The sequence below is a fragment of the Treponema porcinum genome, assembly GCF_900167145.1.
In the GTDB taxonomy this organism is placed as follows: domain Bacteria; phylum Spirochaetota; class Spirochaetia; order Treponematales; family Treponemataceae; genus Treponema_D; species Treponema_D porcinum.
The window spans coordinates 115,126-138,004 of sequence record NZ_FUWG01000008.1 but is presented as its reverse complement, the minus strand read 5'-3'; the positions used below and the strand labels follow the sequence as shown (position 1 = coordinate 138,004).

Here is a 22,879-nt window from a genome sequence, read left to right as displayed (position 1 = left end):
CTTCCCATGAGTGCATGAGGTTTTTCTTTGAAATTATTGGATTTTAATCTTCGGAGTTTTGCACGGCTGATTCCGGTTCTTCTCTCAAGCTCCGAAAGGTTGACTTTTGCAAGGTCAAAACAATCCCCTTGCTCCATCTTCATATCTTGGAGCGCTTGTGTTAAACTGACTGTGAAGTCATTATCATTTTTCATATTCCTCCCTGACTGAGTTTCTGGTTACTATTCAGTTTAGAGAGTTTTATTTGATTTGATAATGGCTTTTTTAATTGAACTTATTTTTGGCGATTTCCACTGGACTTAGGTGTGGCTGAAATCGGCGAACTCTAACATCGTGGTCGTCGGCAATTTTTCCGCTTATCTTGAAGACAGAACCGTATTCCGTAGCGTTTGCAGTATCTGTTACGGCAGGACTTGATATAATGAACACAGGCTCTGTATTGTCAATCTCAAAACTGCGTTCAATCCAGTCAGAAGTGCGTCCAGAACTGTCTTTTGCCTGAACCTTGCAGATATAAGTTCCGTCAGAAAGCGGATATGCTACTTCTGAAATCTGTTCATTTATAAGAATGTGCCACGTTTTTCCGTCATTTTCTACTTTTGCAGCAGGAACGGCATACTCTTTTGAGTTTCCGTCTAAATCAGTGTAGCGGACGGCTTTTCTGTCCGTGCCAAGAACCGTTACGGAAACGGACGATACGCCCTTGTCGTCTGAACACGTTCCGGCAAATTCAAATGCTCCGCGGATAACAGAGTTTGCCGGCGGATAAGTAATTTCCACCGAAGGCGCAACTGTATCAACAGATTCACCAAGTCCTACATCGCAAGATGTAAAAAAACATACGAGCATAATAAGCCCGCCAGCTAAAAATGATTTAAGACAATTAGCCATTCTTTTCCCCGTTCTACATTTTTGTTTTTAGTAAAACACTTAAGTTAGATAAATAGATAGATAAATAAATAAATAAATAAATAAATCCGGCAAAAAAATTTGCACAAACCTTCTTTCATTTTCACACGGTTTTTAAAATAATGCAATTTTTTTATTTTATTTATTTTTTCGTGCGGAACAATATATTTTTACATGTATTTACACGTATTTTACATTACGCATCAAAGCTGAAAAGAACGCCGGCTTCCGGTCTTGCTCCGGCAATTCCGTAAAGCGAATTCTGCGAAGCTGCAACTGCCTGGCGTATCTGAGTCTGATAGTTTTCTATTAAAGAATTGATTTCGTCCGGCGAAGTTGATTTCATTGCGGCAGGCGTTTTTCCTGCTTTTATTGAAGAAAGATGGTCTATAAGAGTATTTAAAATCTGTATTTTAGAGATGGAAACGCCGTTCTGCCCTTTTTTTGCAGGAAATCCTGATACATGATCAAAATGAGAGTAAAGCAGCGATGAATGAGATACAGGAACATAAAGCTTGCTGCCTGTAGTTCCGGCTGAAAAATGTCCGTATGCAGAATTAATTGAAACTGACATAAGCACCTCTTACTTATGGAAACACTGAATAAATCCTATTGAGGATTTTTCAGTGTTTCCCTTTAATGTATCTATCGGCAATGTATGGAAAAAATGAAGTAAAAAATCAGTATGCCAGTAACATTCAGAAGTGTTTGTCTAGAAGTCATTTTACGCTGTCTTTTTCTGTAAAAATGACCGATAATAGACGGTATGGACAGAATAGAATTTGTAGAAGCATTGAAAAACTCTATTGCCGAAAAATCAGCCTGGCTCAATTCTACGGAACTTCCAAAAATGCTTGAAAGTTACCGGCTTTTGCATACGTGCGTTCATAATCTGTATGATATGCTTGTAAAGCGCGCGCTGATTACGCCGGATCCGTACAAGCTTGAAAAAAAGATTTCAACTATTCAGGCTCCTTCTGACTCACCTTATATAGAAAGTGAGCGCGCTCTTGTTATCGGTTCACGCTTTTCTGACTATGAAACAATGCTTGACTTTATCTGTACCTATTTCAAGATTTCTGTAGAAAACCTTGACCTTCCTAAAATCAAAAAGCTAAGCGAACTGAACAATTCGTTCCAGTGGGCAAATATGTCCATGAACAATACAAAGACAAATACGCGCGGACTTGCAGTTCTTCTGAACGAAGCGCGGCAAAATCTCCCTGCCATTTCTCTAAGTCTTTTAAATGATTCGCTTTCCAAAAGCAGTCAGTGCATTACGGAAATTACACGCATCTTAAAAGACTTAACGGACTTCAAGCGCGAAGAATACAAGTTCAAAATCCGGCTTGACTTTCTCCAGAACCCGAAATTTCCGTACGATTCAATTCATACTCCGGCGGAAGAAATTTCCGAAATAAAAAAAATGTTTTCCGCACTTCAGGAAAAAATACCATTCTACAGCGAACTTATAAATCAGATTTCCGAAGAAGACTTTTCCGAAGAAAAAGACGCATTGCAGCTGAAAACGCTTGAACTTCTGAAAGTGCGCGAAACAAAGGTAGAAAAAACAAAAGAATCAGTAAACACAAAGGGCGCTATTCTTGATACAATCCACATACTTTCAACGCTTTCTCCAACTTACAGCCTCATCGCAGAAAAACTTTCCGAAAACTGCAAGATTTTGGAAGGCACAAAAAATACGCTTATGAACAGAATAAAGCGTTTTTTGAGAAAGGCGTTTAATATGAAGGAAAAACCGATTATCTACCGCTTTTTAATAGAAGACAAGCAGAAAATGACAAAAGTTCCGCGCGATGTGGACATTTCGTTTTTCATATCCGGAATTGAACGGAAATCACATTTCCTTGGCGTAATCGGAAATGCCGCAAGCCCGGAACACAAGAAAATCGCTTCGTCTGCAGAAGACGCAATCCTTCAGTTTGTAAACAAGCAGATTTCTGACAACAAGGAAACGCTTGCGCTTCTTACTGCCGCCGACGACTACTTCAAAACTACAGTAAATGCAGCAAGCCGCTCAAAAATCAAGGGACTAAAAATAGATTTGGTAACGGTAAACAATGTTCTCGTAAAGGCAAACAAAAAACGTGCAGAATACGTTGCCTATATCGAAGAAATAAACCAGATGAAAAAACTCGGGATAAAAGATGAATAGTAAAATTCTAAAAAAAACTGCGCAGAAAGTCTTTCTTCTTCTTGTTTTATGCGCTTTTAAAGTTCATTCACAGGATGCCGTACAGGAAGAAAATCCTCAGGCTGACGTTCCCAAGCAGAAGCAGGTTCTTACGGTTACAGCGCCCGTACATTCCTATAACTTAAATCCGCATACTGCCTCGTACAATTCCGAAGCGCAGATTCTTTCCGGGATTTTCGAGGGGCTTTTTTCCTATGACCCCGTTACGCTTGAACCGCAGTATGCGATTGCCGTTTCCTATAAAATTTCGCGCGACAGCAAGCGGTGGACTTTTACGCTTCGCGAAGATGCGTTTTTCAGCGACGGTACGCCTGTTACGGCAGAAAGCGTAAAAAAATCCTGGCTTAAGCTGCTTCGCACACCGGGCGCGCCGTATGCATCCCTTTTTGACATTATAAAAGGCGCTTCTGACTTCAGGACTGAAAACGGAATCGAAGAAAACGTTGCAATCTATGACCTTGACGAACATACCCTTTCAATTCACCTTACGACGCCGGCATCACATCTTCCGCGCCTTCTTTGTATGGCATCTTTTGCAGTTACAGGAACTGAAGAAAACGTCTATTCCGGGCCGTTCGTCCTTTCTGAAATAAACGAAAATCAGGCGGTTCTTGAAAAAAACGAACATTATTATGACAAGGAAAACACAAAACTTGACAGGATAACGTTCCGCTTCTGCGACGATGCGGACGAAAACGCCTTTGCATTTAACACGGGACTTTCTGACTGGGTATCGGGCGCAGTAAACCTTTCAAGAACGATTTCAAAAGATGCCGTTCACGTTACGGCAGAATTTGCAACGGAATATATGTTTTTCAAAATGCGCAAAAATGTCTGGAGCAATGCAGAATTCCGGCAGGCACTCCTAGAAGCCGCGCCGTGGGACAGCCTTCGTGAAAATACGTTCGTTCAGGCTTCAACGCTTGTCTACCCTATAGGAAACTACCCTTCCGTGCGCGGCTACTCCTACACCGACGGCGAAGAAGCTTCTTCCCTTATGAAAATTGCGCGCCGCAATGCCGGAATACCCGACGGCGAAATTCTTGAAATAGTTATGGCTGTTACAGAAAGTGAATACATGCAGAAAAAAGCCGCGCTTTTAAAAGAAGCATGGGAAAAGCTTGGCGTTTCCCTGCGGACAGTAGAAATTCCTTCCGATAAATATCTTTATTCAATTCCTGACGTTGACGCAGACATTTTTTCCTACACCTGGATAGGCGATTTTGCAGATCCGCTTGCGTTTCTGGAACTTTTCCGCGGAAATTCAACCTTAAATGTTACAAACTGGAGCAATCCTGATTTTGATGCGCTTTTAAATGAAGCGGCACTTTACACAAACGAAAAGCACAACTCGCTTTTAGGACAGGCAGAACAGCTGCTTTTAGACGAAGCTGTGATTCTTCCGGTTCAGCATCCTGTAAGCCTTAACGTAATTGATTTAAATGCAGTAGGCGGATGGGCTCCGAACTCGTTTGACATCCACCCTCTAAAATATCTTTTTAAGAAAGAAACAAAACCGGACGTTCCTAATGTAGTAATGCTTCGCTAAATTCAAGGGTAACACTGAAAAATCCTCAATAGGTTTTATTCAGTGTTTCCTTAACCTAGAGTCTGCGGTCGCGGTTAACGCGCGGATTTCTTTCACGCTCTTCCGCAACGCTTACGCGGATTTTCCTTCCTTCAAGGTCTTTTCCGTTCATCGCCCTGATTGCCTCAAACGCCTTGTCGTCATCGCTCATTTCTACAAAACCAAAGCCTTTTGATTTCTGCGTTTCACGGTCAGTAATTATTTTTACAGAAATTACTTCGCCAAAAGACTCAAACGCACCTTTCAATACTTCTTCCGTCGTACCAAAACTTAAATTACCGCAATAAATTCTTTTTGCCATTTTTTTTACCTTCCAGATTTTTAATGGTTTAAAACAAATCCTTAATTATTTCCACACGAACCATAAAAAGAGCGCGGCACTTAAAGTCGTAACAAAAGTAAATGGTGCGCCGATTTTAAGCCATCCTTTAAACGAAATCGGATAACCTTCTTTTTTTAGAATACCCATCGCAACCACATTTGCAGATGCACCGAACGGAGTAAGGTTTCCGCCAAGGCAGGAGCCTATAAGCAGCGCGAACATATAAAGTTCCTTGTGAATTCCAAGATTGAGTGCAAGGTCAGCGGCAACAGGAAGCATAACGATGATGTACGGAACGTTGTCTACAAAGCCGGAAATTAAAATTGAAACAAGAAGAATGAGGACAAAACCGAAAAACTTGTTTCCGCCCGTAACGTCAGCAAGAAATGCTGCAAATTCCTTTAAAAGTCCTGTTTCTGAAATTGCACCGACTACAACAAAAATTCCGCACAGGAAGAAAATAGTTTCCCAGTCAAGTTCCTTTATAAGGGTGCGCACTTCCTCACCTGATTTTTTCTGGCTCAAAACGTACCAGACAATCCCGGCAATACCAAGAACCATAACGTATACGCCGGAACCGTACTGCCAGTCAAAATGAAGGAATGAAAGAAGTGCAAGGCCTGCAATCATTGCAACAAGAAGAACTGCCGGTACAAAAGAAACTACTTTCGTTCTGTCTACAGCTGTCTTTTCCCTTGCATTCCTAAAATACATATAGAAAAAAATGCACCCGGCAATAAGTCCTGTCTGAACAAAAAAGAAGATTGAAATTCTACCGCCGTAAAAGAAAAAGTCATTGAACGTGTAGCCTGCAAAACTTGCAAAAATCATTGACGGCGGATCGCCAACAAGAGTTGCCGTTCCTTCAAGGTTTGACATTACGGCAAGTCCTGCAAGAAAATACGTTGGATTCAGCTTAAGTTTTTTTGAAAGGGCAAGCGCAATCGGCGCCATTACAAGGACTGTTGCAACGTTTTCAACAAAGATTGAAATGATGCCTGTCATCGCAAGAATCATAATAATTGCAATTCCGGAACCTGGTGATTTTTCTACGATACTGTCTGCAATGCGGGCCGGCACTTTTGAATATATAAAAAGGGCGGCAATTATCATACTGCCAATATAAATCATAAGAACGTTCCAGTTTATGAGCGTTCCAAGAGAATGGGTAACGGCAAAAAGCCGCCCTGTTTCCGAAGCGCCGCCGTTTCCGTCATTGAATATTGCGCCTGGGAGAACAGTACCGAGTGCAACAAGAAGCAGCGCCGCACCTGTTGTAAACCAGACTTTTTTATCCTGCTTTAAAATAACAAGCAGGTACATAACCACCGCAACGATAAGAACAATCCATTTTATATCCATAATGCAATAAATATATACAGAAGAGGATATTTTAACAATCGGAAAAAGTTATAGTTTCAAAGTTACCTCTAAAATTTGCAATTTTTAGAGGTTAACTTATGCTTTGCGAAGAATATCTACTACATGGGAAGATGCGCCCAGAAGTTCCGGGCGTTCGCAGGTTGCAAGATGATATTGAATGAAATAACTGAACGTTTCTTCGTCCATTGCATTAAGGGCGCGCCGCATATAATCAGATGCTCCGTCCTGGGCGAACAGTTTTATGCGTTCAAGAGCGGCGCTTCTCCGAAGTTCATCAATATCTTCAAGGCGCAGATAGCTGTACAAATCGTCCGGAGCAGTAACTGTATGAAAATCGTCTGAAAGGCGGCTTTCCTGCATACATTCCTTCATTTTATTTTCGCCGAAACAATAGGAAATCACTGCATATTCATTCATTATGTACGCCGCAAGAATAATGCCGCCCTGCTTTGTTACGCGCTTTGCTTCTAAAAGCGCCTGTATTTTTTCCTCTTTTGTTAAAAGGTGATACAGCGGCCCGAAAAGTATCGTTACGTCAAAAGTATTGTCGTCAAGAAAATGAAGGTTTAAGGCATTTCCCTGCCAGGTCTTTACGTTTTCGTGCTTAGAACGCAAGATGTCAAGATTATGCTTTACAAGTTCAACGGCAGTTACGTCATAGCCTTCGCGTGAAAGCGCAATTGAATAACGCCCCGTTCCTGCTCCTACGTCAAGAATTTTAGGATTTTGCCTTCCTTCAAGAGCCTGATGAATATATTTCATTGAAGTCGTGAATTCTACCATTCCGTGACGGGTTGTAAGGCGGTGATCTTCCTTAAATTTACTGTAGTATTTTTCAAGCTCAGTCATAGAATAAATTAAATGCCGGCTTTACAGAATGCCTTTTCAACCTGTGCGCAGAACGCAGCTTTTTCTTCCGCGCTGATAAAAAGCGCATTAAAACTGTTCTTTATCAGCTGCTTAATTTCTGCAAGCGTAAAATGACATTCGCTGTAAAGCCGCCAGTATTCTTCGATTAAGTCAGTCTTAAAGAAAACAGGATCGTCTGTATTTACAGTTACAAAAAGTCCCCTGTCGTAGAATGCGCGGATAGGATGTTCTGCAACGGACTTAACGTATTTTTTGGTAAATACGTTGCTTGTAACGCAGACTTCAAGCGGAATTTGTGACTGCTTTAAGGAGTCCATAAGCTTGTCGTCCTGAATTGCAGTAATTCCGTGTCCTATACGCTCCGTATGAAGAAGATTTACCGCATCCCAGATTGACTCCGGTCCTACGTCTTCGCCAGCGTGAGCAACGGCGTGGCGTCCGTCCTTAAGGGCTTTTTCAAAAACAGGAACAAAATCCCTGCACGGACCTTTTGATTCTGCTCCGCCAAGACCAATTCCAATAACGTCGTTGCACGGATATTCGTCAAGAAGGCTGTAGTTTTTCATTGCATTATCGCAGCCGAAAGTACGCGAAACGTCAGAAAGAAGTTTTACTGTAATTCCATATTTCTGCTTGATTTCTGCAATTTTTCTTGAGAAAACAGCAGTCATATCGGGATAAGCAAATCCTTTTTTCAAAAATGCACTTGGCGCAAAGAATGCTTCACAGTATACAACGTTATTATCAACAAGATATTTTGCAAGGTCGTCAAATACATAAGTAAAATCATCAGCAGAGGTGAACATATCCTGAACTTTCAAAAAAGACTGGATAAAGCCGTTCAAATCGTCGTATGAAAAAAGTTCTGAAACAGCGTCATCAGAAAGTTCTGTGCCGAAACGCTTTTTATGCAGAGTCCTGAGCGTTTCTATTGTAGGAACTGCTTCTATATGAAGATGAACCTCCGCTTTTGGAATGCTACGCAAAAAAGTACAGAATTCGTCTTTATTCATTTTTTTCATCTCCATATTGATATATATCCCTAAAAGTATTTTTAGAAATGCCTGCTACTAGTATCGGCGTTTTTTATGAAAAAGTTAAGTGTTTTTTTTCCGACGTTTCTTTTAATTTTTTATAAAAAAAAAACACAAACCCTGTTGACATATTTTTTATCATAGAGTATAGTTATCTCAGCTTGTAAAAAGCTGATAAACTCTCTCCGATTGTCCGTGAAAACGGACGGGCGGCTTCTGGGGCAACTCGGAAGCCGCCTTTTTTTATGCATCTGCCGCTTCGTAAAAAAAGCCCGTCCGCAAGAACAGGCTTTTTACCGTCAGTTATTTTTTATAAGTTCAAGAAACTGCGGTTCTGCAACAGGTTTTGAATAAAGATAGCCCTGAATTATATCACAGCCTGTTTCGCGCAGAAAATCAGCCTGTTCCTGCGTTTCAACACCTTCGGCAACAATAATGAAATTCAGTTTTTTGGCAAGACCGACTACGGATTCTATGACAATCTGCCCTTTATCTGTATTTTTGCTTCGCCGCATAAAGCCCATATCAAGCTTTAGAATGTCTATCGGAAGGTCTTTCAGAATGTTCAGGGAAGAATAGCCGCTTCCAAAATCGTCCATTGCAATTTTAAAACCAAGTTCGCGGATTTTTTCTATACGCTCAATCAGCTTGTCCTGTTCGCCGCTGTAGGCACTTTCCGTTATTTCAAAATGAATGAGGTCAGCAGGAACATTATATTTATTCTTGAGCTGTTCGATTACGTAAATGAGAGTATCGGACTCAAGGCTTCCGCGCGAAATGTTTACGGAAATCGGAACAGGGTTAATACCGCGCTCAATCCACTGGCTCATCATTTCAAATGCCTTTTCCCAGATTATGCGGTCAAGTACGCGGATATAACCGTTGTTTTCCGAAATCGGTATAAAGTCTTTCGGGCTGATGACAGTACCGTTGCGCTTTATCCAGCGGCAAAGAGATTCTGCACCTACGATTTTTTTTGTAGCGGAATTATACTGCGGCTGGAAATACAGGACGAATTCATTGTTGTCAATCGCCTTTTCCATTTGTGAAGTGATTTCCGCATTGTGAATCATCTGTTCGCGGAATTCGTTTGTGAAAATCGTAAACGTATTTTTCTGGGAAGAGCGGTTCTTGTCCATAGAAATTGTCGCGTAATTTATCATCGTCTGAACTGACTCGGACGAATTGTGCTGTACGTAAATTCCGAAGCGCATCGTAACAGGCATTTCTACCCCGAGCGGACGGCAGTCAAAATATGTAATTCCGTAGATATTCCGCATATATTCAGAAACGTACTCAAAGCATATTGCAAAATTTCCGCCGGAAAAATGTGCGATGCAGCCGTTCTTCCCTACGGCTTTTTTAAGCGTGTCTGCAATGAAACAAAGCACTTTGTCGCCTGTTTCTATGCCGGCAATATCGTCAATTACCTTAAAATTATTTATATCTCCAGAACAGATTGCGTAGCGTTTGTCGGGATTTTGCTTTATAAGCCTTGAAACGTCGCGCACAAATGCGTTCCTGTTAGGAATGCCGGTAAGAGAATCAGTGTTAAGGCGGTGCACCATTTCTTCGTTCATATAGTGAATGCAGTTTTCCTTGCGGTTGTAGCCGTAGGCAATGGCATATGCCATATCTACGCACGAATTGTAGCCGCAGGAACGGCAGTCCACGTGCCGTTTTTCAGGAGTGTCCTTGAGCATAGAAGAAAATATTTCTTCAATCGTAGCGTCAGGAATTTTATAGGACTGCATAAACCTGTCAGTAAAAGTACGCGAAAAATCCTCAGGCTTAAGATTTTGAAAGCGTGAATTAAGCCGTTCCCTGTTCTGCTTATAGTCATCTATGTCGCCGGCATTTTTCAGAAAGCGATTGTAAATTTCTATAAATTTAGCATAGACTGTTGAAAACGGCTCCTCCGATTTTTCTACGCCCGGGCCTTCCTGACAGCCAAATTCACAAGAAGCAATGTCCACAAAAAGCGGAACGTTTCCTGCATAGTTTTTGTCAGTATAGATAGAAATCATACGCATCGTGCGTGAGTTCATTCCCTGATACTGAAAAAAGAGTTTTTCGCGCGGAAAATAAGACGACAGGCAGTTTATTACTGCTCCGCGCACGGAAATCAGTTTTCCTATGCCGCTTCCTTCAAGTTCAGCTTCTGCACTGAATTTAGAAAAATCAATGTCCTTAAGGAATTCCATAAAGTGAAGGTAAGTAAGGTTGTACTGAACTTTATCCGAGTCCGAAGAGTCTTCTACTTCGTCTTTTGCGGCAACGCACGGTCCAAGGTACGCAAGGGCGGTACTGTCATTAAGATACGTACGGATATAGGTAGAAGTACACAAAAGCGGCGACTTTACGGGAATAAGCCGGTCAAGAAGTTCCGGGTAATAAAGTTCAATCGATTTTACGACGGCAGGACAGTCCGCAGAAATAAACGCGCGCTTCTGTGCAGGTTCGTCCTGATGAGAAACAAGATAGTTCATCTGCGCCCAGATTGAAATTTCTGCCCCGAACGAAACGTTATAAACATGATTTACGCCAAGTGACTTTACGTAGCCAAGAATTCCGGGCGCTTTGTCGCCGTATATAATGAAAAAGGATGGATCTACCAGAAGGGAAATATTCCTTCCCGAACTTAATTCCGCAAAGAAAAGTTCGGTATCGTCAAGGTATTTGCGCGCGCCGTGCGTACAGACGCTGATACATTTTCCGCAGTGATTGCATTTCGTTGAATTAACGTAGCTGCGCGCGACTCCGTCCTTTACGATGGAAACATTTGCGCCGGCAGCAGAACATTCGGAAATGCACCTGTTGCAGCCGATACAAGAATCAGTAGTAAAAATCAGTCCGTTGTTAAACCGTGCCATAAAAAATTCCCTTGAAAGTTCTGCTGTTTTTCTATTCAAAGCAGGCAAGAATCAGAGTCTGATTCAGATGCACAAAATCCAGCTGCTCTCCGTAGCCGGAAACGCCGGCAAAACTGCCGAAATTACTGCTAAGAACGCGCACAAAATCATCAAAACGATTTATGTTTTCAAAATATTTTGTACGTGATGCACAGTTTACCGCAAGTGTAAAAGAAGGAAAAGGAATTTGTGAACTAAGGACAGATTTTGTTTCGCTCCATACACGGTCAATGTCATCTACTTCAAGAAGCGCAAGTTTTGCAAAATTGTAAATCCGGGAAAAATACGATATAGAACCGTCAGGATTGATTGTATCGCAGTCGGAAATATATACGTCTGCGCCGGAAAGCCTGCCCATCGGATAAAGTGAAATCACTTCCTGAAGTTTTGAATCAGAAACTCCCAGTTTTTCGGCAATAACTTTTGCGGCAGGCTCACCGTCATATTCATACACGATGCGTTCTTCCGGGTATACGTCCGTTGCCGTAACATACGAAGCCATAGGACGGAAGATATTTTCGCGGTAGACGGCAATCCGTCCGTTTTCATTATGAATGAACACGAACACAGAAGCATCTTCAAAGACTTCACCGTTTAATGAAACGAACGTAAGTATTCCCGGAAGGTTTGAGCCGGCAGAACCGCCAAAAACAGAAACGCCTGTATTTTCAAGGACAGACTTAAACGTATCAAGGACAAGTTCCTCACCTTTTGAAAACGCCGTAGTAAATTCAAGGCAGCACGTATTTTCCGGCTTTCCAAGCGCATTAAAGGCGGTGCGCACGTTTTCCGCATATTTCAGCGGATGGCTCGCTATTTCTAGAAGAATTCCGCACGTGCACGAAATTCCAGAATACACCGCCATTACAGAAAGCCCTTCGTGCGCATAACCGGCAGAAGAAAAAACAGTATACGTCGTAGAACCGATAGTAACGGCAGACGGATACGCCTTTTTCAGTTCAGCCGCATAATATGAGAAATTCTCTATATCAGAAAAGAAAATTATAAGCTGCGGACACGTTCCTCCAGAGTCAATCTGACTTTTAACGGAATTAAAAACGCCGGACTTCTCTCTTCCCTTGCAAAAAACATTCTTACTTCTTTCCATAAATTTTTCCTAAAAAGGCTTCCTGTTCTTTTATAAAAAGTATACAGCATGATTGTAATTTGTAAACGAAAACCTTGACTATTGCGTTTTTGTTCCGTAGGTTTATATATAGCTGCCTTAAAAAACTGAATTTTCAGCGGCGGCTTCATCTCTTTTAAGGAACGGAAATGCAAATGAAAAAATACGTTTTTATTATGGCAGCAGCAATGACAATGACGGCTGTTCTTACAGGATGCGGAACAAAGCAGATTTCCGGTGACTGGATTTTTACAGAAGCCGAAATCAACGGCACGAAAGTTGAAATTCCTTCGGACACATACGCGTCTTTCAGCGCAGACATCACAGGGAAGAACGAATATGCCGTCTACGGAAAGGCAGGCGTAAACCGCTACAACGGAACGGCAAAAACAGAAGGCGGAACGTTCTCGGCGCAGGTAGATGCAATGACTATGATGGGAGCAGATACGGCGCACAGTATGTTCGAGCGTAATTTTTTGGAAATCCTTTCCGGTGCAGAAAAAGCGGCTGTATCAAAGGAGAATACGCTTGTCCTCACAGGCGGAAAAAAAGACGGCGGCTCGTTCAAGGCTGTATTCAGCAGGGTTACGCTTAACGGTACAAGCTGGACGACGCGACTTTTGAATACGGGAAACGCCGTCGTTACGGCAGCAGGCGAAAATCCGCCGACAATCACGATTGGTGACGGCAAGGCAAAAGGTTTTTCCGGCGTAAATTCCTGGTCGTGTACAATGCAGCTTTCTGAAAAGGACAGGACAATTTCCTTTGAAAATATTGCTTCTACAAAAATGGCAGGACCAAAAGAACTTATGACGCAGGAAATGACGTTCTTTAAGCTTCTGGAAAACGTAACTTCATACCGCATTTCCGGTCCGGAACTTACGCTTCTTGACGGAGACAGAACGCTTGTCGTCCTGTACCTGGCAGACTAGACAGCGGCTAAAGGAACAGTTCCAGTAAAAAAACGGTAAGGCAGCAGGCGGCAGAAACAGGAAAAAGTCCTGCGCCGAACCAGGCGGCTATTATCCCCACAAAAAGGGCAGCCGCCGCGCTTACGGTACTCTGCGTTGCGTGCAAAATTGCAGGAAACGTCATAACCGAAAGCGTTACATACGGAATATAATACAAAAACGACTTCAGAAAGCGGTTTTTAAGCTGCTTTCTAAGAAGCGTAAGCGGCAGTACCCTGATTACAAACGATACTCCGGCCATAACAGCAATATACACATATACATTACCGCTCATCCTGTTCTCCGTCACATTCAGGGAATAAAAGCGCAGCGGCAGAAGAAATTAAAACAGTAAGGACAATCGTCCGCGTTCCTTCAGAAATGCCTGAAAAGCACGGAATGACTGATAGCGCAAAACTAAGCGCAAAGCACACCGCAACCGTACCGGCAACAATGCGGCTTTTTCTGCACGGCGGAATAATAACTGCAAGAAACATTCCGTAAAGCGCAACGCTGAGCGCGCTCACTGCACGAAGCGGCATTACGTTTCCGGCTGCTATTCCAAGCGCAGTACCAACTGCCCAGCATGGCGCTGCCGTAAGGACAGCCCCGTACGTATAGAACGGATTTAAATAACCAGGACGGCTCATCGCAATGGCAAAAAGTTCGTCCGTTATGTCAAAGCCCATGCAAATCCGGTGGAAAAGCGAAAGGTTTGGAGAAAGGCGCTGGCTCATCGCAAAGCTCATAAGAAGGTAGCGCGCGTTTGCAACAAGAATGACAAGAGCCATTTCTACATAGGGTGCACCCGATGCAATGACTGTAAAACCGGCATATTCTCCGGCAGAAGCGTTTGTAAGAAGGCTTGCCAAAAAGCCCTGAAACGGAGTAAGACCTGCATTCCCGGCTGTAATTCCAAGCGAAAAAGATACTGCAAAATATCCAAGACCGACAGGAACACCGTCACGCATTCCGTCTGTAAAAGCGGTTTTATTGTTCATAATACAAGTGAATTAAACCATTTTACGGCAAACTATGCAAATACTTTAAAAAATCCCACAAAACTGGACGTTCATAGACAGTCCCGGAACGAACGGAAGGTTTTATTTACGAAGTTCCCGGTCGCGGTTAAGAATGCGACGCGTAACAGCCTTGTTTACATAGTGAATTGCACTGAAAAGGCATATCATAAAAATATATGCACAAACAAGAATTGATGTTGCAATTTTCTGACGCTGATATGAAGCAAACACAACGACTGCGCACAGCAAAATCTGTATAAGTGCAACAATAAAAAGCGCCTGCACTTTGTTAAAACCGATATTCAGAAGCTTATGATGAAGATGATACTTATCCGGACTCATAATCGGACGGTGGTCGCGAAGACGCCGCCAGATTGCTGCAATCGTATCCATCATTGGGAAAGACACAAGAACAAGCATCATAAAGAATTTATTGTATTCAAGGCGCGCAGACGTTGAATACAGCGGAATCGTTGCAATCATAAAGCCAAGAAACTGGCTTCCGCCGTCACCAAGAAAAATTTTTGCATTCGGTACAGGAAGATTATAAACAAGAAATCCTGCAATGGAAGCCGCCAGCACAAAACAAATTGCAGTACCTTCCCAGAACGCCCCCCGAAGAAGCAGCCCGGCGGCAACAAGGGCAGTAAGGCTTAGAGTTCCGCACAAACCGTCCATTCCGTCAATAAGGTTGTATGCGTTTACGATGCCCAAAATCCAGCAGAATGTAAGTGCCATTCCCGCGTATTTAGGAAGGACAAAACCGAATATCTGACGGAAACGGTAGCCGCCGAGCACAACGGAAGCACACGCAACAAGCTGAATTAACAGTTTGAATATTGCACGGAGATTTTTTATATCGTCAATAATTCCGAAAAGAAAAATCAGTGACCCTGCCACAATAAGCGGAACAGAATTCTTGACGGACAGATTTTGTTCCTTGAACAGGCACAAAAGAACGGCAATTAAAAATGAAAGGACAATTGCAACACTTCCAAGACGAGGAATATTCCCGGAATGGATTTTCCGCGAATTCACAAAGTCATACAGGCTGTATGTCTTGCAGAACCGTATTACAAGCGGAACAAAAGCAATGCACAAAAGAAAAGCAAGCACCGCAAAAATTGATATGGAACAAATCAAAAGAAGTGCCCCCCCCCCACTATTTATAATATTATAAAAATGCCACTTAACTGAAAAAATCGTTAACAGGCACTTTCATAAGTGTGTAACAGTATAAACAAAAAGCGTTCCATTTGCAAGTTTTAAAAAGAAAGTGCCCTGTTAAAACAGAAAATACTGCTTTAACAGGGCGCTTTTTCAGCCAGCCTTTACACCTTCCCTATTTGTCAAAGTGGAATGAAATGCCGGCATAAGCCTTTACGCGATGGGCAGGGTTCATATCGAACAGGTCATCACTGATTTTCTTGTCCTGATTTTCATCAACAGTATACGTTCCGTATCTTCCAAGACCGATAGAATAATCCGCACCAAAGTTCAGTCCTAAATCAAACTTTTCTGTCTGCAAAAGCCAGATACGGTAACCTACGTCAATGTGCGCACCAAGATCAAATGCTACATCAAAGTTGTGAATGTCAGAATCATCATCGTCATCATAAAGCTTTATTCCCATTACAGTAGCCTGAAATCCAGGAGACACAAAGAACGACGTACGCTTGAAGTTCAGGCTCAGCGCAGGACCGCAAACAAACGTTGCATCAAATCCGCCTTCGATTTCGTATAAATCATCATCAAAATGCTTATACTTAAAATAATCTGCCGAAAGACCGATGTTCAGTCCTACATTCACAGGCTGTAAATCACCAAAATAGAACGTAGACTTAACTTCAAATCCAAACGGAACAACTGCATATATGTCTTTAGAACCAGAATCAAAGTCAACAGTCTGAAAGTTCAAAGGCATAACGTAGTTACTTGCATCAAGTTCAATAGCAGCAAATGCACCTGAAGCAATAAGCGAAGCAGTAATCAAAGCAATTAATTTTTTCATTTTATTTACCTCTTAATAAAAGTTTTCTTAGTACATAAATTAAGACACTCTGGTTTTGAAAATGTGTTACCCAAAAAAACATTTTTTCCGGCTTTGACTCATTTTTTTATCTGTATTAAAATGAACAAATGGAAACAGCACTGTATCTTATTCCCGTACCGCTTGGAGAAACGCCTGTTGAACAAGTACTTCCTGCGTACAATGCAGAAATCATTAGGAATATTTCTGTTTTTATAGTAGAAAACGTACGTTCTGCGCGTCGTTTTTTGAAAAAAACAGACAAAAACATCAACATCGACGACATTGAATTTTACGAACTTAACGAGCATACAAACAAAAATTCCATCGGGAATTACCTTGACCCTATCTTAAAGGAAGGAAAACCGATGGGCATTATAAGCGAAGCCGGCTGTCCTGCAGTTGCAGACCCGGGAGCAGACATTGTTGCACTTGCGCAGAAAAAAAACATACGCATAATTCCGCTTGTAGGACCGTCTTCAATACTTATGTCGATAATGGCAAGCGGATTTTCCGGACAAAGTTTTGCATTCAACGGTTACCTTCCGGCAAAACCGCAGGAGCGCGCACAGAAACTCAAGCAGCTTGAACAGCGCTGTTACAAGGAAAACCAGACGCAGCTTTTTATAGAAACGCCGTACCGCAACGCGCAGATGATTGAGTCAATCCTGAAAACGTGCCGCCCGGAAACAAAGCTCTGCATAGCATCCGGCATCACCTGTCCGGAAGAATACATAAAAACAAAATCCGTAGCAGAATGGAAAAAATCGCCGATCCCGGAACTTGGAAAAATTCCTGCGGTATTCCTTATTTACAAAGGCTGAACGGATGCCGGCTTACAAAATCACGCAACCTTTTTCAAAGAAGCGTGTCTATATAGGCAGAGTATTTAAGGGGTTAAAACAAACCCTTAAAACGGCGAAATCAAGGCCTTGAGCGATAGCGTGCCTTGACTCGACGTATTCAAGGTTTACACTGAATAAACATCAGGCAAACGGAGGACTTTTTATGGAACAGGCAATTACATCAACTGCCGCTCAGATTATCATTTCAATCGTTCCGATAGTAGGAATTGCTATCGGCGGAGTAGTTTTGTTCTTCTTCATTCTGTGGCGTCATCACGAAATAAAACTCCAGATAAAAACAGGAACATTCGTCCCGAGCAAAATCAACTACAAGGCATTCTCCCTTCTTGCAGGACTGCTGCTTACAGGAACAGGAGTTATGCTGTCGCTAGTGTTTGCCGTACTCGACGGATTTACCTATTCTATGCTCGGCGGACTTATTCCTGCCGTCATAGGAATATGCCTGCTTGTTTTTTACAAAATATATCCTGATTTTCACAAAAAGGACTAAAAACCGGCAAAAATGGCAAAAGAACTGCTGAAAAAACTTGAAAAGGACATCATAAAAAAACGCGATTTTGCCCTTGTAAAATCTGCCGTAGCGGGGAACAAAACATCCTTTGCAAAGCTTATGAGCCTTTACAAGACGAGGGTTTTTTATTTTGGCAAAAGTTTTTTTCACAACGAAGCGGACTCCGAAGATTTTGTGCAGGATGTATTCCTTAAAGTGTTTATGAATCTTGATTCATTCAAGGGAAATTCGCAGTTTTCCACCTGGCTTATGAAAATAGCATGGACGACGGCGGTAAATTCCGTAAAGCGCAGAAAGGAATACTTGCCGATTGCTGATGAAACGGCAATTCTTGACACAGACGCAACGCCAGAAGAAAGGCAGATTCTGTGCCTTACACAGGAAGCAATCAGACAGGCAGTTTCTGAACTGCCGGAAAAATATGCGGTCTGCATAGAAATGTATTTTTCTTATGATATTCCGTATCAGGAAATAAGCGAAATCACCGAAATTCCGGTGAACACAATAAAATCTCATATATTCAGGGCAAAGAAACTTCTGAAGGAGAAACTGGAGGATTTTTATGGAAAACAATAGCAAAACATGCGAATACTTTATGAACAGATACCTTGAACTTGACAAGAACGAGCGCATCCCCTTCAGACTTTCTATGCATCTTTTTTTCTGCAGGAAATGCCACAGGCAGATAAAAATGCTTGCCGCCGCAGAAAAAGCAGCAGCTTCGCCACTAAAGCTTCAGGTTCCGCTTACAGACGCATCCATTAAAAACGTAATGGAACGCATTGAGCCGGACGCATACCGCCGCATGATAGAAAAACCTATTTCCATCCGTAACTGGGTTATAAGCGGAATTGCCATGATTACGCTGCTTTTTGCACCAATACTCATAACAAACAGAATGCACAGCCGCGACCTTTCCATAGCATACGCCATCCTGATTGCGTTCTGCGTTACGGTTTACTGCTGCGTATTCGTGTTCGGAAACATTGATTTTTTCATCAAAAAAATTTCCACGAGCATACCGCTTTCAAAACAGGCATAAAACATTCCCCAAAACCACTGTATCGTTCTCGACATTCCTACAGTTTTTCAATATGATGCAGTTAGGGTGGGATATGGGCAGGATACTTTCCTATTTATTTAAAAGCCTTAAGAGGCTGCGTTTTTCGCGATATTATTATACAAACTGTACAGCAGAAATACGCAATTCAAATATCCGTTCTTTGGGGATGTGTTCGTTCATAACAGCATTCCTTACAGTTGGATTTCTTATAGCTTCATTTTTGCCGGTTCTTCATTACAACAACTATGAAAGCATTTTTGCATGGCTGTATTTTCTTGTTTCATGCTTTTTCTGCTTTGCATCAACATACATTCTTGGAAAGCACAAAAAACTTACGCTGCTGTTTGTTTATCTGTACATGATTTTCCTGTCCGCTGCATCAATAATTACAGGAGTCTTTCTTTGTAAAGACAGGAACGCAGTATTCTTTTTTATAACCCAAACGATTTTTCCTGTAATTTTTCTTGACACGCCGCTAAGAATGGCAGGACTGTCACTTGTTACGGTAATCGTCTTCGACATACTTGCATTCCTGTTCAAAACTCCTGATCGGTATGCCATTGATATAATGAATTCAATTATTTTCCTTATAACAGGAATGTTGCTTTCCATATTTACCGCAAACATTAAGCTTAACGAATTTATATTTCAGAAAGCAATCAAGACAGAACGTGACACAGACGGTCTTACAGGGCTTTTGAATAAAAGTTCAATGATGAGGGAAATAAGAAAAGCCGTTGCAAACGATTCAGAAAACGGCATACTTGTTATTCTTGACATAGACGACTTTAAGCGGATAAACGACTCTTACGGTCATGTAATAGGCGACTTTGTCATAAGCGGAATTGCACGATGTCTGAACAGTTCGTTCCGCAGTTCAGACATCATAGGAAGATTCGGCGGTGACGAATTTGTAGTATTTATGCCGTTCACGCACGACGTCGTAATCGCACAGTCACGGGTAAAAAAAGTGCTTTCACTGATGGCAGAAACAATAGAACTTCCGAACGAAAACGACAAAGTAACCGGAAGTTTCGGAATTGCAGTCTGTTCTGAATTCGGTGATACGTACGATGATTTGTTCCGCAAGGCAGACTATGCACTTTATCAGGCAAAAAGCGGCGGAAAAAATCAGTTTTCAGTATATGAGTCTATGATATAGGATTTTCTGCCTTTTAGATTTCCCTTGAAAATCAACGCGCAGTAAATTACTATTAAACTGATGATAAACATAGAAGAAGAACAGAACCGCCGTACAAAGTGCCTTCTGGTCGGAGAACCGGGAAATAATCTTGCAGAACTAAAAGGACTTGCTGACACGCTCGGAATGGAAACTGTTGAAAAGCTTACCCTTACGCGCCTTGAAGTTCAGCCTGCATACGGTATGGGAAAAGGAAAAGCTCAGGAAATCGCTGACCTTGCCCGGGAAAAAGAAGCAGACTGCATTATTTTTGATTTTGACCTAGCCCCCTCAAAACAGCGCAATTGGGAAAAACTTGCAAAAATTCCCTGTCTTGACCGTCAGGAAGTAATCATACGGATTTTTGCACAGCGTGCGCAGACAAAAGAGGCTGTTCTTCAGGTGGAACTTGCTCGGCTCACCTACTCTCTTCCGCGTCTTGCACATTCCTACGGTGATATGGCGCGCCAGCGCGGCGGAAGCTACGGCTCAAAAGGCGCAGGCGAAACACAGCTTGAACTGGACCAGCGGAATATCCGCGAAATCATTTTCAGAACAAAAAAAGAGCTTGAAAAAGTAGTACGCACAAGGGAAACGCAGCGTAAAAAGCGCGGAAGCATTCCAGTTCCGGAATGCGCGCTTATCGGCTACACAAATGCCGGAAAATCAAGCCTTCTGAACGCGCTTACAGGCGCAGATGCATTCGTAGAAGACAAGCTTTTTGCAACGCTCGATCCGCTTACACGAAAGCTTAAACTAAAGGACGGAAACGGCATTCTCCTGACTGATACTGTCGGATTTATCAGTAATCTTCCGCACAGCCTTATAGATGCCTTTAAGTCTACGCTTTCTGCCGCAAAAAATGCGGATTTACAGCTTCTGGTAATAGATTCATCAGACCCGAACGCGCTCAGCCAGTACAATACAGTCTGCGCCGTCCTTGACGAAATAGGCGCCACTAATTCAAAGCGCGTAATCGTCCTGAACAAATGCGATGTTTCAAAGGAAAATGCCGCAGACTTTGCAGCGCTGAACCTTCAGTTCCCGGATGCTGTATGCGTAAGCGCAAAAACGCACTTCGGTTTTGAGGCGCTTGCAGAGCGCATTTCGGAAGAACTGCTTGGCGAAGTGAGGACGTTTGAAATTCCAGCAGAAAAAAGCGCGCTTTTGCAGAACCTTCGCACAAACGGAGTAATTATAGATGAAAAGTGGAAAGATGCCGGCGTTCTGGTAAAGGCGCGCGCCGCCGGAAAAACACTTTCGCTTATGAAGCCGTATCTTAAGGAAGTGCTGATTAACACTTGAAGCGATTACTCAGCACTTCCCGTCAAATTTCCGTAAGTCATTGACTTACGGACAATTAGCTACATTCAAGGTTAACACTGAAAAATCCTCAATAGGATTTATTCAGTGTTTCCTTAAGGAAAAAAATGCGTATGAAGAAAATCAGAATTCCTGACATAACGGTAAACGGCGCGCTTACAATAATCGCTTCGTTCATTGCGGCAGTCATTATTGTTTCCACGATATATGTATTCGCCGCAGGAAAAGTCACCCCTGGGAAAAAGACTTCTGCTCCCGCACAAACGGTAAGTCAGTCCGAAAATTCATCCGCCGCAGAATCTTATGCCGCATTTACAGGACTCGGACGCATACGGACAGCAACAGCGCCTTCCGGTGAAAAAAAAGACGGCGCAGGCATACCAGTCGTTGTATCGCCCTGGTTTTCCTACAAAGCCGGTGATGTAGAATTCTACGAAGAACTTTCGCGGAAAAGCGGCATACTTAAAAACATTATAAAAGAATATTTTTCGCAGCAAACGGCAGAAACGCTCCGCAAAAAAGGCGAAGAACGCATAAAGTCAGAACTGTGCGCAGAACTGAATGCGCAGCTTACGCTCAATAAAATACAGGCATTGTATTTTTCAGAATATATTTTTCTTGACTGAGGAAAACCAAATGAATAAATCGTATTTGTTTTTTGACATTGAATGTGCAAACTGCTTTGACGGTATCGGAAAAATGTGCTCGTTCGGGTACGTGCTTACCGACGCAGAATTCAACATTCTTGATTCCGACGACGTTGTAATGAATCCCGAAACGGAATTCGACTGGTATCTGTTTTCACCAAAAAACCGCTGTCAGCTGGCATATTCAAAGGACTACTTCCGCGCACAGCGGAATTTTGAGGCATACTACAAGCCGCTGAAAAAACTGATTGAAGCGCCGGACAGAAAAGTAATCGGCTTCAGTTCTGCAAATGACGTAGGCTTCGTTGTAAGCGCGTGCGAACGCTACAACCTTCCGCTCATTCAATTTGCCGCCTTTGACATCGCCGTAATCGTAGATAACGCAAAAGGTGAAAAGAAAGGTCTTGCCGACTGGTGTACGCACTACAATATAGATACGTCATCTTTACAGGCGCACAAAAGCGAAGATGATGCAGTAATGACGATGAAACTTACGCAGGCATTCTGCAAGGAAAACAACACCGGCATAGAAGAACTGCTTGAAAAAAACAAGGGCTGCCGGCTTTCCGTAGAAAAATACCTTGAACACAGGGAAATAAAACGGCACAACGACGAAGTTATGCAGAAAATTCAGGAACTTTACGGAAAAAAATGCCGTGCAGTCCTTACGAACAGGCTGAAAGGCGACTATACTTTCGGTTTCAAGATAAAGAAGGACATAGACGAGTCCCTGAAAATCGCTACGCTTGTGTTCAAGCACGGCGGAATTCTTAAAAAGAGCCTTAAGGCGAACGGAACGGTAATTATAGAAGACGACACGCCGGAGGAATACATACAGCAGATGAAGAAAAAAAATCTTACTCCGCTGACAATCTCCGATTTTTACGAAATCGTCCGAATGGAATAGAAAAAACTGAAAAAACAAGAAA

At 42.4% G+C, this 22,879-nt stretch carries 23 protein-coding genes and 1 pseudogene; 11 read left to right on the top strand and 13 right to left on the bottom strand.

The features are described from left to right. The 3 genes and pseudogenes from B5D55_RS06545 to B5D55_RS06535 form a co-directional block, all read right to left on the bottom strand. A pseudogene (locus B5D55_RS06545) lies at positions 1-194 on the bottom strand (IS21 family transposase); the annotation flags it as partial. A gap of 70 nt (positions 195-264) precedes the next feature. Continuing rightward, positions 265-891, bottom strand: coding sequence for an Ig-like domain-containing protein (locus tag B5D55_RS06540; RefSeq protein ID WP_143593246.1), 627 nt, complete (start codon positions 889-891; stop codon positions 265-267). A 214-nt stretch (positions 892-1,105) separates the two neighbouring features. Then, positions 1,106-1,483 carry a hypothetical protein gene (locus tag B5D55_RS06535; protein WP_078933198.1) on the bottom strand — a complete coding sequence of 126 codons (378 nt, stop codon included), beginning with the start codon at positions 1,481-1,483 and terminating at the stop codon, positions 1,106-1,108. A 192-nt stretch (positions 1,484-1,675) separates the two neighbouring features. Here B5D55_RS06535 and B5D55_RS06530 point away from each other — a divergent pair, with 192 nt between their 5' ends. Then, positions 1,676-3,085, top strand: coding sequence for a TP0584 family protein (locus tag B5D55_RS06530; protein ID WP_078933197.1), 1,410 nt, complete (start codon positions 1,676-1,678; stop codon positions 3,083-3,085). Further along, positions 3,078-4,673 carry a peptide ABC transporter substrate-binding protein gene (locus B5D55_RS06525; protein ID WP_078933196.1) on the top strand — a complete coding sequence of 532 codons (1,596 nt, stop codon included), beginning with the start codon at positions 3,078-3,080 and terminating at the stop codon, positions 4,671-4,673. Before B5D55_RS06530 ends, B5D55_RS06525 begins: the two co-directional genes overlap by 8 nt. A 55-nt stretch (positions 4,674-4,728) precedes the next feature. On the opposite strand, the gene B5D55_RS06520 is transcribed toward B5D55_RS06525, so the two are convergent. The 6 genes from B5D55_RS06520 to B5D55_RS06495 all read right to left on the bottom strand — a co-directional run bounded on the left by B5D55_RS06520 (position 4,729) and on the right by B5D55_RS06495 (position 12,341). Then, positions 4,729-5,013 (bottom strand): RNA recognition motif domain-containing protein, encoded by a 285-nt coding sequence (locus B5D55_RS06520; protein WP_078933195.1) that lies wholly within the window; start codon positions 5,011-5,013, stop codon positions 4,729-4,731. 45 nt (positions 5,014-5,058) lie between these two features. Then, the gene (locus B5D55_RS06515) at positions 5,059-6,396 is read right to left on the bottom strand and encodes an ArsB/NhaD family transporter (protein WP_078933194.1); all 1,338 of its coding nucleotides are present in this window, start codon (positions 6,394-6,396) and stop codon (positions 5,059-5,061) included. Positions 6,397-6,492: 96 nt separating this feature from the next. Further along, positions 6,493-7,266 carry a class I SAM-dependent methyltransferase gene (locus B5D55_RS06510; protein ID WP_078933193.1) on the bottom strand — a complete coding sequence of 258 codons (774 nt, stop codon included), beginning with the start codon at positions 7,264-7,266 and terminating at the stop codon, positions 6,493-6,495. A gap of 8 nt (positions 7,267-7,274) precedes the next feature. Continuing rightward, positions 7,275-8,300, bottom strand: a complete 1,026-nt coding sequence (gene add / locus B5D55_RS06505) for an adenosine deaminase (protein WP_078933209.1) — start codon at positions 8,298-8,300, stop codon at positions 7,275-7,277. Between the two features lie 320 nt (positions 8,301-8,620). Continuing rightward, positions 8,621-11,194, bottom strand: a complete 2,574-nt coding sequence (locus tag B5D55_RS06500; protein ID WP_143593244.1) for an EAL domain-containing protein — start codon at positions 11,192-11,194, stop codon at positions 8,621-8,623. A 31-nt stretch (positions 11,195-11,225) separates the two neighbouring features. Then, the gene (locus tag B5D55_RS06495; RefSeq protein ID WP_078933191.1) at positions 11,226-12,341 is read right to left on the bottom strand and encodes an FIST signal transduction protein; all 1,116 of its coding nucleotides are present in this window, start codon (positions 12,339-12,341) and stop codon (positions 11,226-11,228) included. A gap of 173 nt (positions 12,342-12,514) precedes the next feature. Between B5D55_RS06495 and B5D55_RS06490 the strand changes: the two genes are divergently transcribed. After that, positions 12,515-13,291 carry an META domain-containing protein gene (locus tag B5D55_RS06490; RefSeq protein WP_159446173.1) on the top strand — a complete coding sequence of 259 codons (777 nt, stop codon included), beginning with the start codon at positions 12,515-12,517 and terminating at the stop codon, positions 13,289-13,291. 7 nt (positions 13,292-13,298) lie between these two features. Here the strand turns inward: B5D55_RS06490 and B5D55_RS06485 are convergent, their stop codons facing one another. The 4 genes from B5D55_RS06485 to B5D55_RS06470 all read right to left on the bottom strand — a co-directional run bounded on the left by B5D55_RS06485 (position 13,299) and on the right by B5D55_RS06470 (position 16,342). Further along, positions 13,299-13,604, bottom strand: a complete 306-nt coding sequence (locus B5D55_RS06485; RefSeq protein ID WP_078933189.1) for an AzlD domain-containing protein — start codon at positions 13,602-13,604, stop codon at positions 13,299-13,301. Beyond that, the gene (locus B5D55_RS06480; RefSeq protein ID WP_200805295.1) at positions 13,594-14,310 is read right to left on the bottom strand and encodes an AzlC family ABC transporter permease; all 717 of its coding nucleotides are present in this window, start codon (positions 14,308-14,310) and stop codon (positions 13,594-13,596) included. The genes B5D55_RS06485 and B5D55_RS06480 overlap by 11 nt, the downstream gene beginning before the upstream one ends. 102 nt (positions 14,311-14,412) lie before the next feature. Then, on the bottom strand, positions 14,413-15,474 hold the full coding sequence (locus B5D55_RS06475; RefSeq protein WP_159446172.1) for an MraY family glycosyltransferase: 1,062 nt from the start codon (positions 15,472-15,474) through the stop codon (positions 14,413-14,415). Positions 15,475-15,673: 199 nt separating this feature from the next. Beyond that, complete coding sequence (locus tag B5D55_RS06470) at positions 15,674-16,342, bottom strand: hypothetical protein (protein ID WP_078933187.1); 669 nt, start codon at positions 16,340-16,342, stop codon at positions 15,674-15,676. A 128-nt stretch (positions 16,343-16,470) separates the two neighbouring features. Between B5D55_RS06470 and B5D55_RS06465 the strand changes: the two genes are divergently transcribed. From B5D55_RS06465 to B5D55_RS06430, 8 genes are all read left to right on the top strand, one after another. Further along, positions 16,471-17,184, top strand: a complete 714-nt coding sequence (locus B5D55_RS06465) for an SAM-dependent methyltransferase (RefSeq protein ID WP_078933186.1) — start codon at positions 16,471-16,473, stop codon at positions 17,182-17,184. 184 nt (positions 17,185-17,368) lie between these two features. Next, on the top strand, positions 17,369-17,716 hold the full coding sequence (locus B5D55_RS06460; protein WP_078933185.1) for a hypothetical protein: 348 nt from the start codon (positions 17,369-17,371) through the stop codon (positions 17,714-17,716). Between the two features lie 12 nt (positions 17,717-17,728). Beyond that, on the top strand, positions 17,729-18,313 hold the full coding sequence (locus B5D55_RS06455; RefSeq protein ID WP_078933184.1) for an RNA polymerase sigma factor: 585 nt from the start codon (positions 17,729-17,731) through the stop codon (positions 18,311-18,313). Then, positions 18,300-18,779, top strand: a complete 480-nt coding sequence (locus B5D55_RS06450) for a hypothetical protein (protein ID WP_078933183.1) — start codon at positions 18,300-18,302, stop codon at positions 18,777-18,779. The genes B5D55_RS06455 and B5D55_RS06450 overlap by 14 nt, the downstream gene beginning before the upstream one ends. Before the next feature lie 52 nt (positions 18,780-18,831). Next, the gene (locus tag B5D55_RS06445; RefSeq protein WP_078933182.1) at positions 18,832-19,962 is read left to right on the top strand and encodes a GGDEF domain-containing protein; all 1,131 of its coding nucleotides are present in this window, start codon (positions 18,832-18,834) and stop codon (positions 19,960-19,962) included. Between the two features lie 60 nt (positions 19,963-20,022). Next, positions 20,023-21,285 carry a GTPase HflX gene (gene hflX / locus B5D55_RS06440; protein WP_078933181.1) on the top strand — a complete coding sequence of 421 codons (1,263 nt, stop codon included), beginning with the start codon at positions 20,023-20,025 and terminating at the stop codon, positions 21,283-21,285. A 131-nt stretch (positions 21,286-21,416) separates the two neighbouring features. Continuing rightward, positions 21,417-21,929 carry a flagellar basal body-associated FliL family protein gene (locus tag B5D55_RS06435; RefSeq protein WP_159446171.1) on the top strand — a complete coding sequence of 171 codons (513 nt, stop codon included), beginning with the start codon at positions 21,417-21,419 and terminating at the stop codon, positions 21,927-21,929. 10 nt (positions 21,930-21,939) lie between these two features. Further along, positions 21,940-22,857, top strand: a complete 918-nt coding sequence (locus B5D55_RS06430; protein WP_078933179.1) for a 3'-5' exonuclease family protein — start codon at positions 21,940-21,942, stop codon at positions 22,855-22,857. Positions 22,858-22,879 lie beyond the last annotated feature (22 nt).

Excerpts from the sequence above, each read along its gene's own strand:
- B5D55_RS06495 (WP_078933191.1), bottom strand. The coding sequence starts at position 12,341 with ATGGAAAGAAGTAAGAATGTTTTTTGCAAGGGAAGAGAGAAGTCCGGC.
- B5D55_RS06465 (WP_078933186.1), top strand. The coding sequence starts at position 16,471 with ATGGAAACAGCACTGTATCTTATTCCCGTACCGCTTGGAGAAACGCCT.
- B5D55_RS06530 (WP_078933197.1), top strand. The coding sequence starts at position 1,676 with ATGGACAGAATAGAATTTGTAGAAGCATTGAAAAACTCTATTGCCGAA.
- B5D55_RS06535 (WP_078933198.1), bottom strand. The coding sequence starts at position 1,483 with ATGTCAGTTTCAATTAATTCTGCATACGGACATTTTTCAGCCGGAACT.
- add (WP_078933209.1), bottom strand. The coding sequence starts at position 8,300 with ATGAATAAAGACGAATTCTGTACTTTTTTGCGTAGCATTCCAAAAGCG.
- B5D55_RS06435 (WP_159446171.1), top strand. The coding sequence starts at position 21,417 with ATGAAGAAAATCAGAATTCCTGACATAACGGTAAACGGCGCGCTTACA.
- B5D55_RS06525 (WP_078933196.1), top strand. The coding sequence starts at position 3,078 with ATGAATAGTAAAATTCTAAAAAAAACTGCGCAGAAAGTCTTTCTTCTT.
- B5D55_RS06470 (WP_078933187.1), bottom strand. The coding sequence starts at position 16,342 with ATGAAAAAATTAATTGCTTTGATTACTGCTTCGCTTATTGCTTCAGGT.
- B5D55_RS06430 (WP_078933179.1), top strand. The coding sequence starts at position 21,940 with ATGAATAAATCGTATTTGTTTTTTGACATTGAATGTGCAAACTGCTTT.
- hflX (WP_078933181.1), top strand. The coding sequence starts at position 20,023 with ATGATAAACATAGAAGAAGAACAGAACCGCCGTACAAAGTGCCTTCTG.
- B5D55_RS06540 (WP_143593246.1), bottom strand. The coding sequence starts at position 891 with ATGGCTAATTGTCTTAAATCATTTTTAGCTGGCGGGCTTATTATGCTC.
- B5D55_RS06460 (WP_078933185.1), top strand. The coding sequence starts at position 17,369 with ATGGAACAGGCAATTACATCAACTGCCGCTCAGATTATCATTTCAATC.
- B5D55_RS06445 (WP_078933182.1), top strand. The coding sequence starts at position 18,832 with ATGATGCAGTTAGGGTGGGATATGGGCAGGATACTTTCCTATTTATTT.
- B5D55_RS06515 (WP_078933194.1), bottom strand. The coding sequence starts at position 6,396 with ATGGATATAAAATGGATTGTTCTTATCGTTGCGGTGGTTATGTACCTG.
- B5D55_RS06510 (WP_078933193.1), bottom strand. The coding sequence starts at position 7,266 with ATGACTGAGCTTGAAAAATACTACAGTAAATTTAAGGAAGATCACCGC.
- B5D55_RS06500 (WP_143593244.1), bottom strand. The coding sequence starts at position 11,194 with ATGGCACGGTTTAACAACGGACTGATTTTTACTACTGATTCTTGTATC.
- B5D55_RS06450 (WP_078933183.1), top strand. The coding sequence starts at position 18,300 with ATGGAAAACAATAGCAAAACATGCGAATACTTTATGAACAGATACCTT.
- B5D55_RS06490 (WP_159446173.1), top strand. The coding sequence starts at position 12,515 with ATGAAAAAATACGTTTTTATTATGGCAGCAGCAATGACAATGACGGCT.
- B5D55_RS06485 (WP_078933189.1), bottom strand. The coding sequence starts at position 13,604 with ATGAGCGGTAATGTATATGTGTATATTGCTGTTATGGCCGGAGTATCG.
- B5D55_RS06455 (WP_078933184.1), top strand. The coding sequence starts at position 17,729 with ATGGCAAAAGAACTGCTGAAAAAACTTGAAAAGGACATCATAAAAAAA.
- B5D55_RS06520 (WP_078933195.1), bottom strand. The coding sequence starts at position 5,013 with ATGGCAAAAAGAATTTATTGCGGTAATTTAAGTTTTGGTACGACGGAA.
- B5D55_RS06480 (WP_200805295.1), bottom strand. The coding sequence starts at position 14,310 with ATGAACAATAAAACCGCTTTTACAGACGGAATGCGTGACGGTGTTCCT.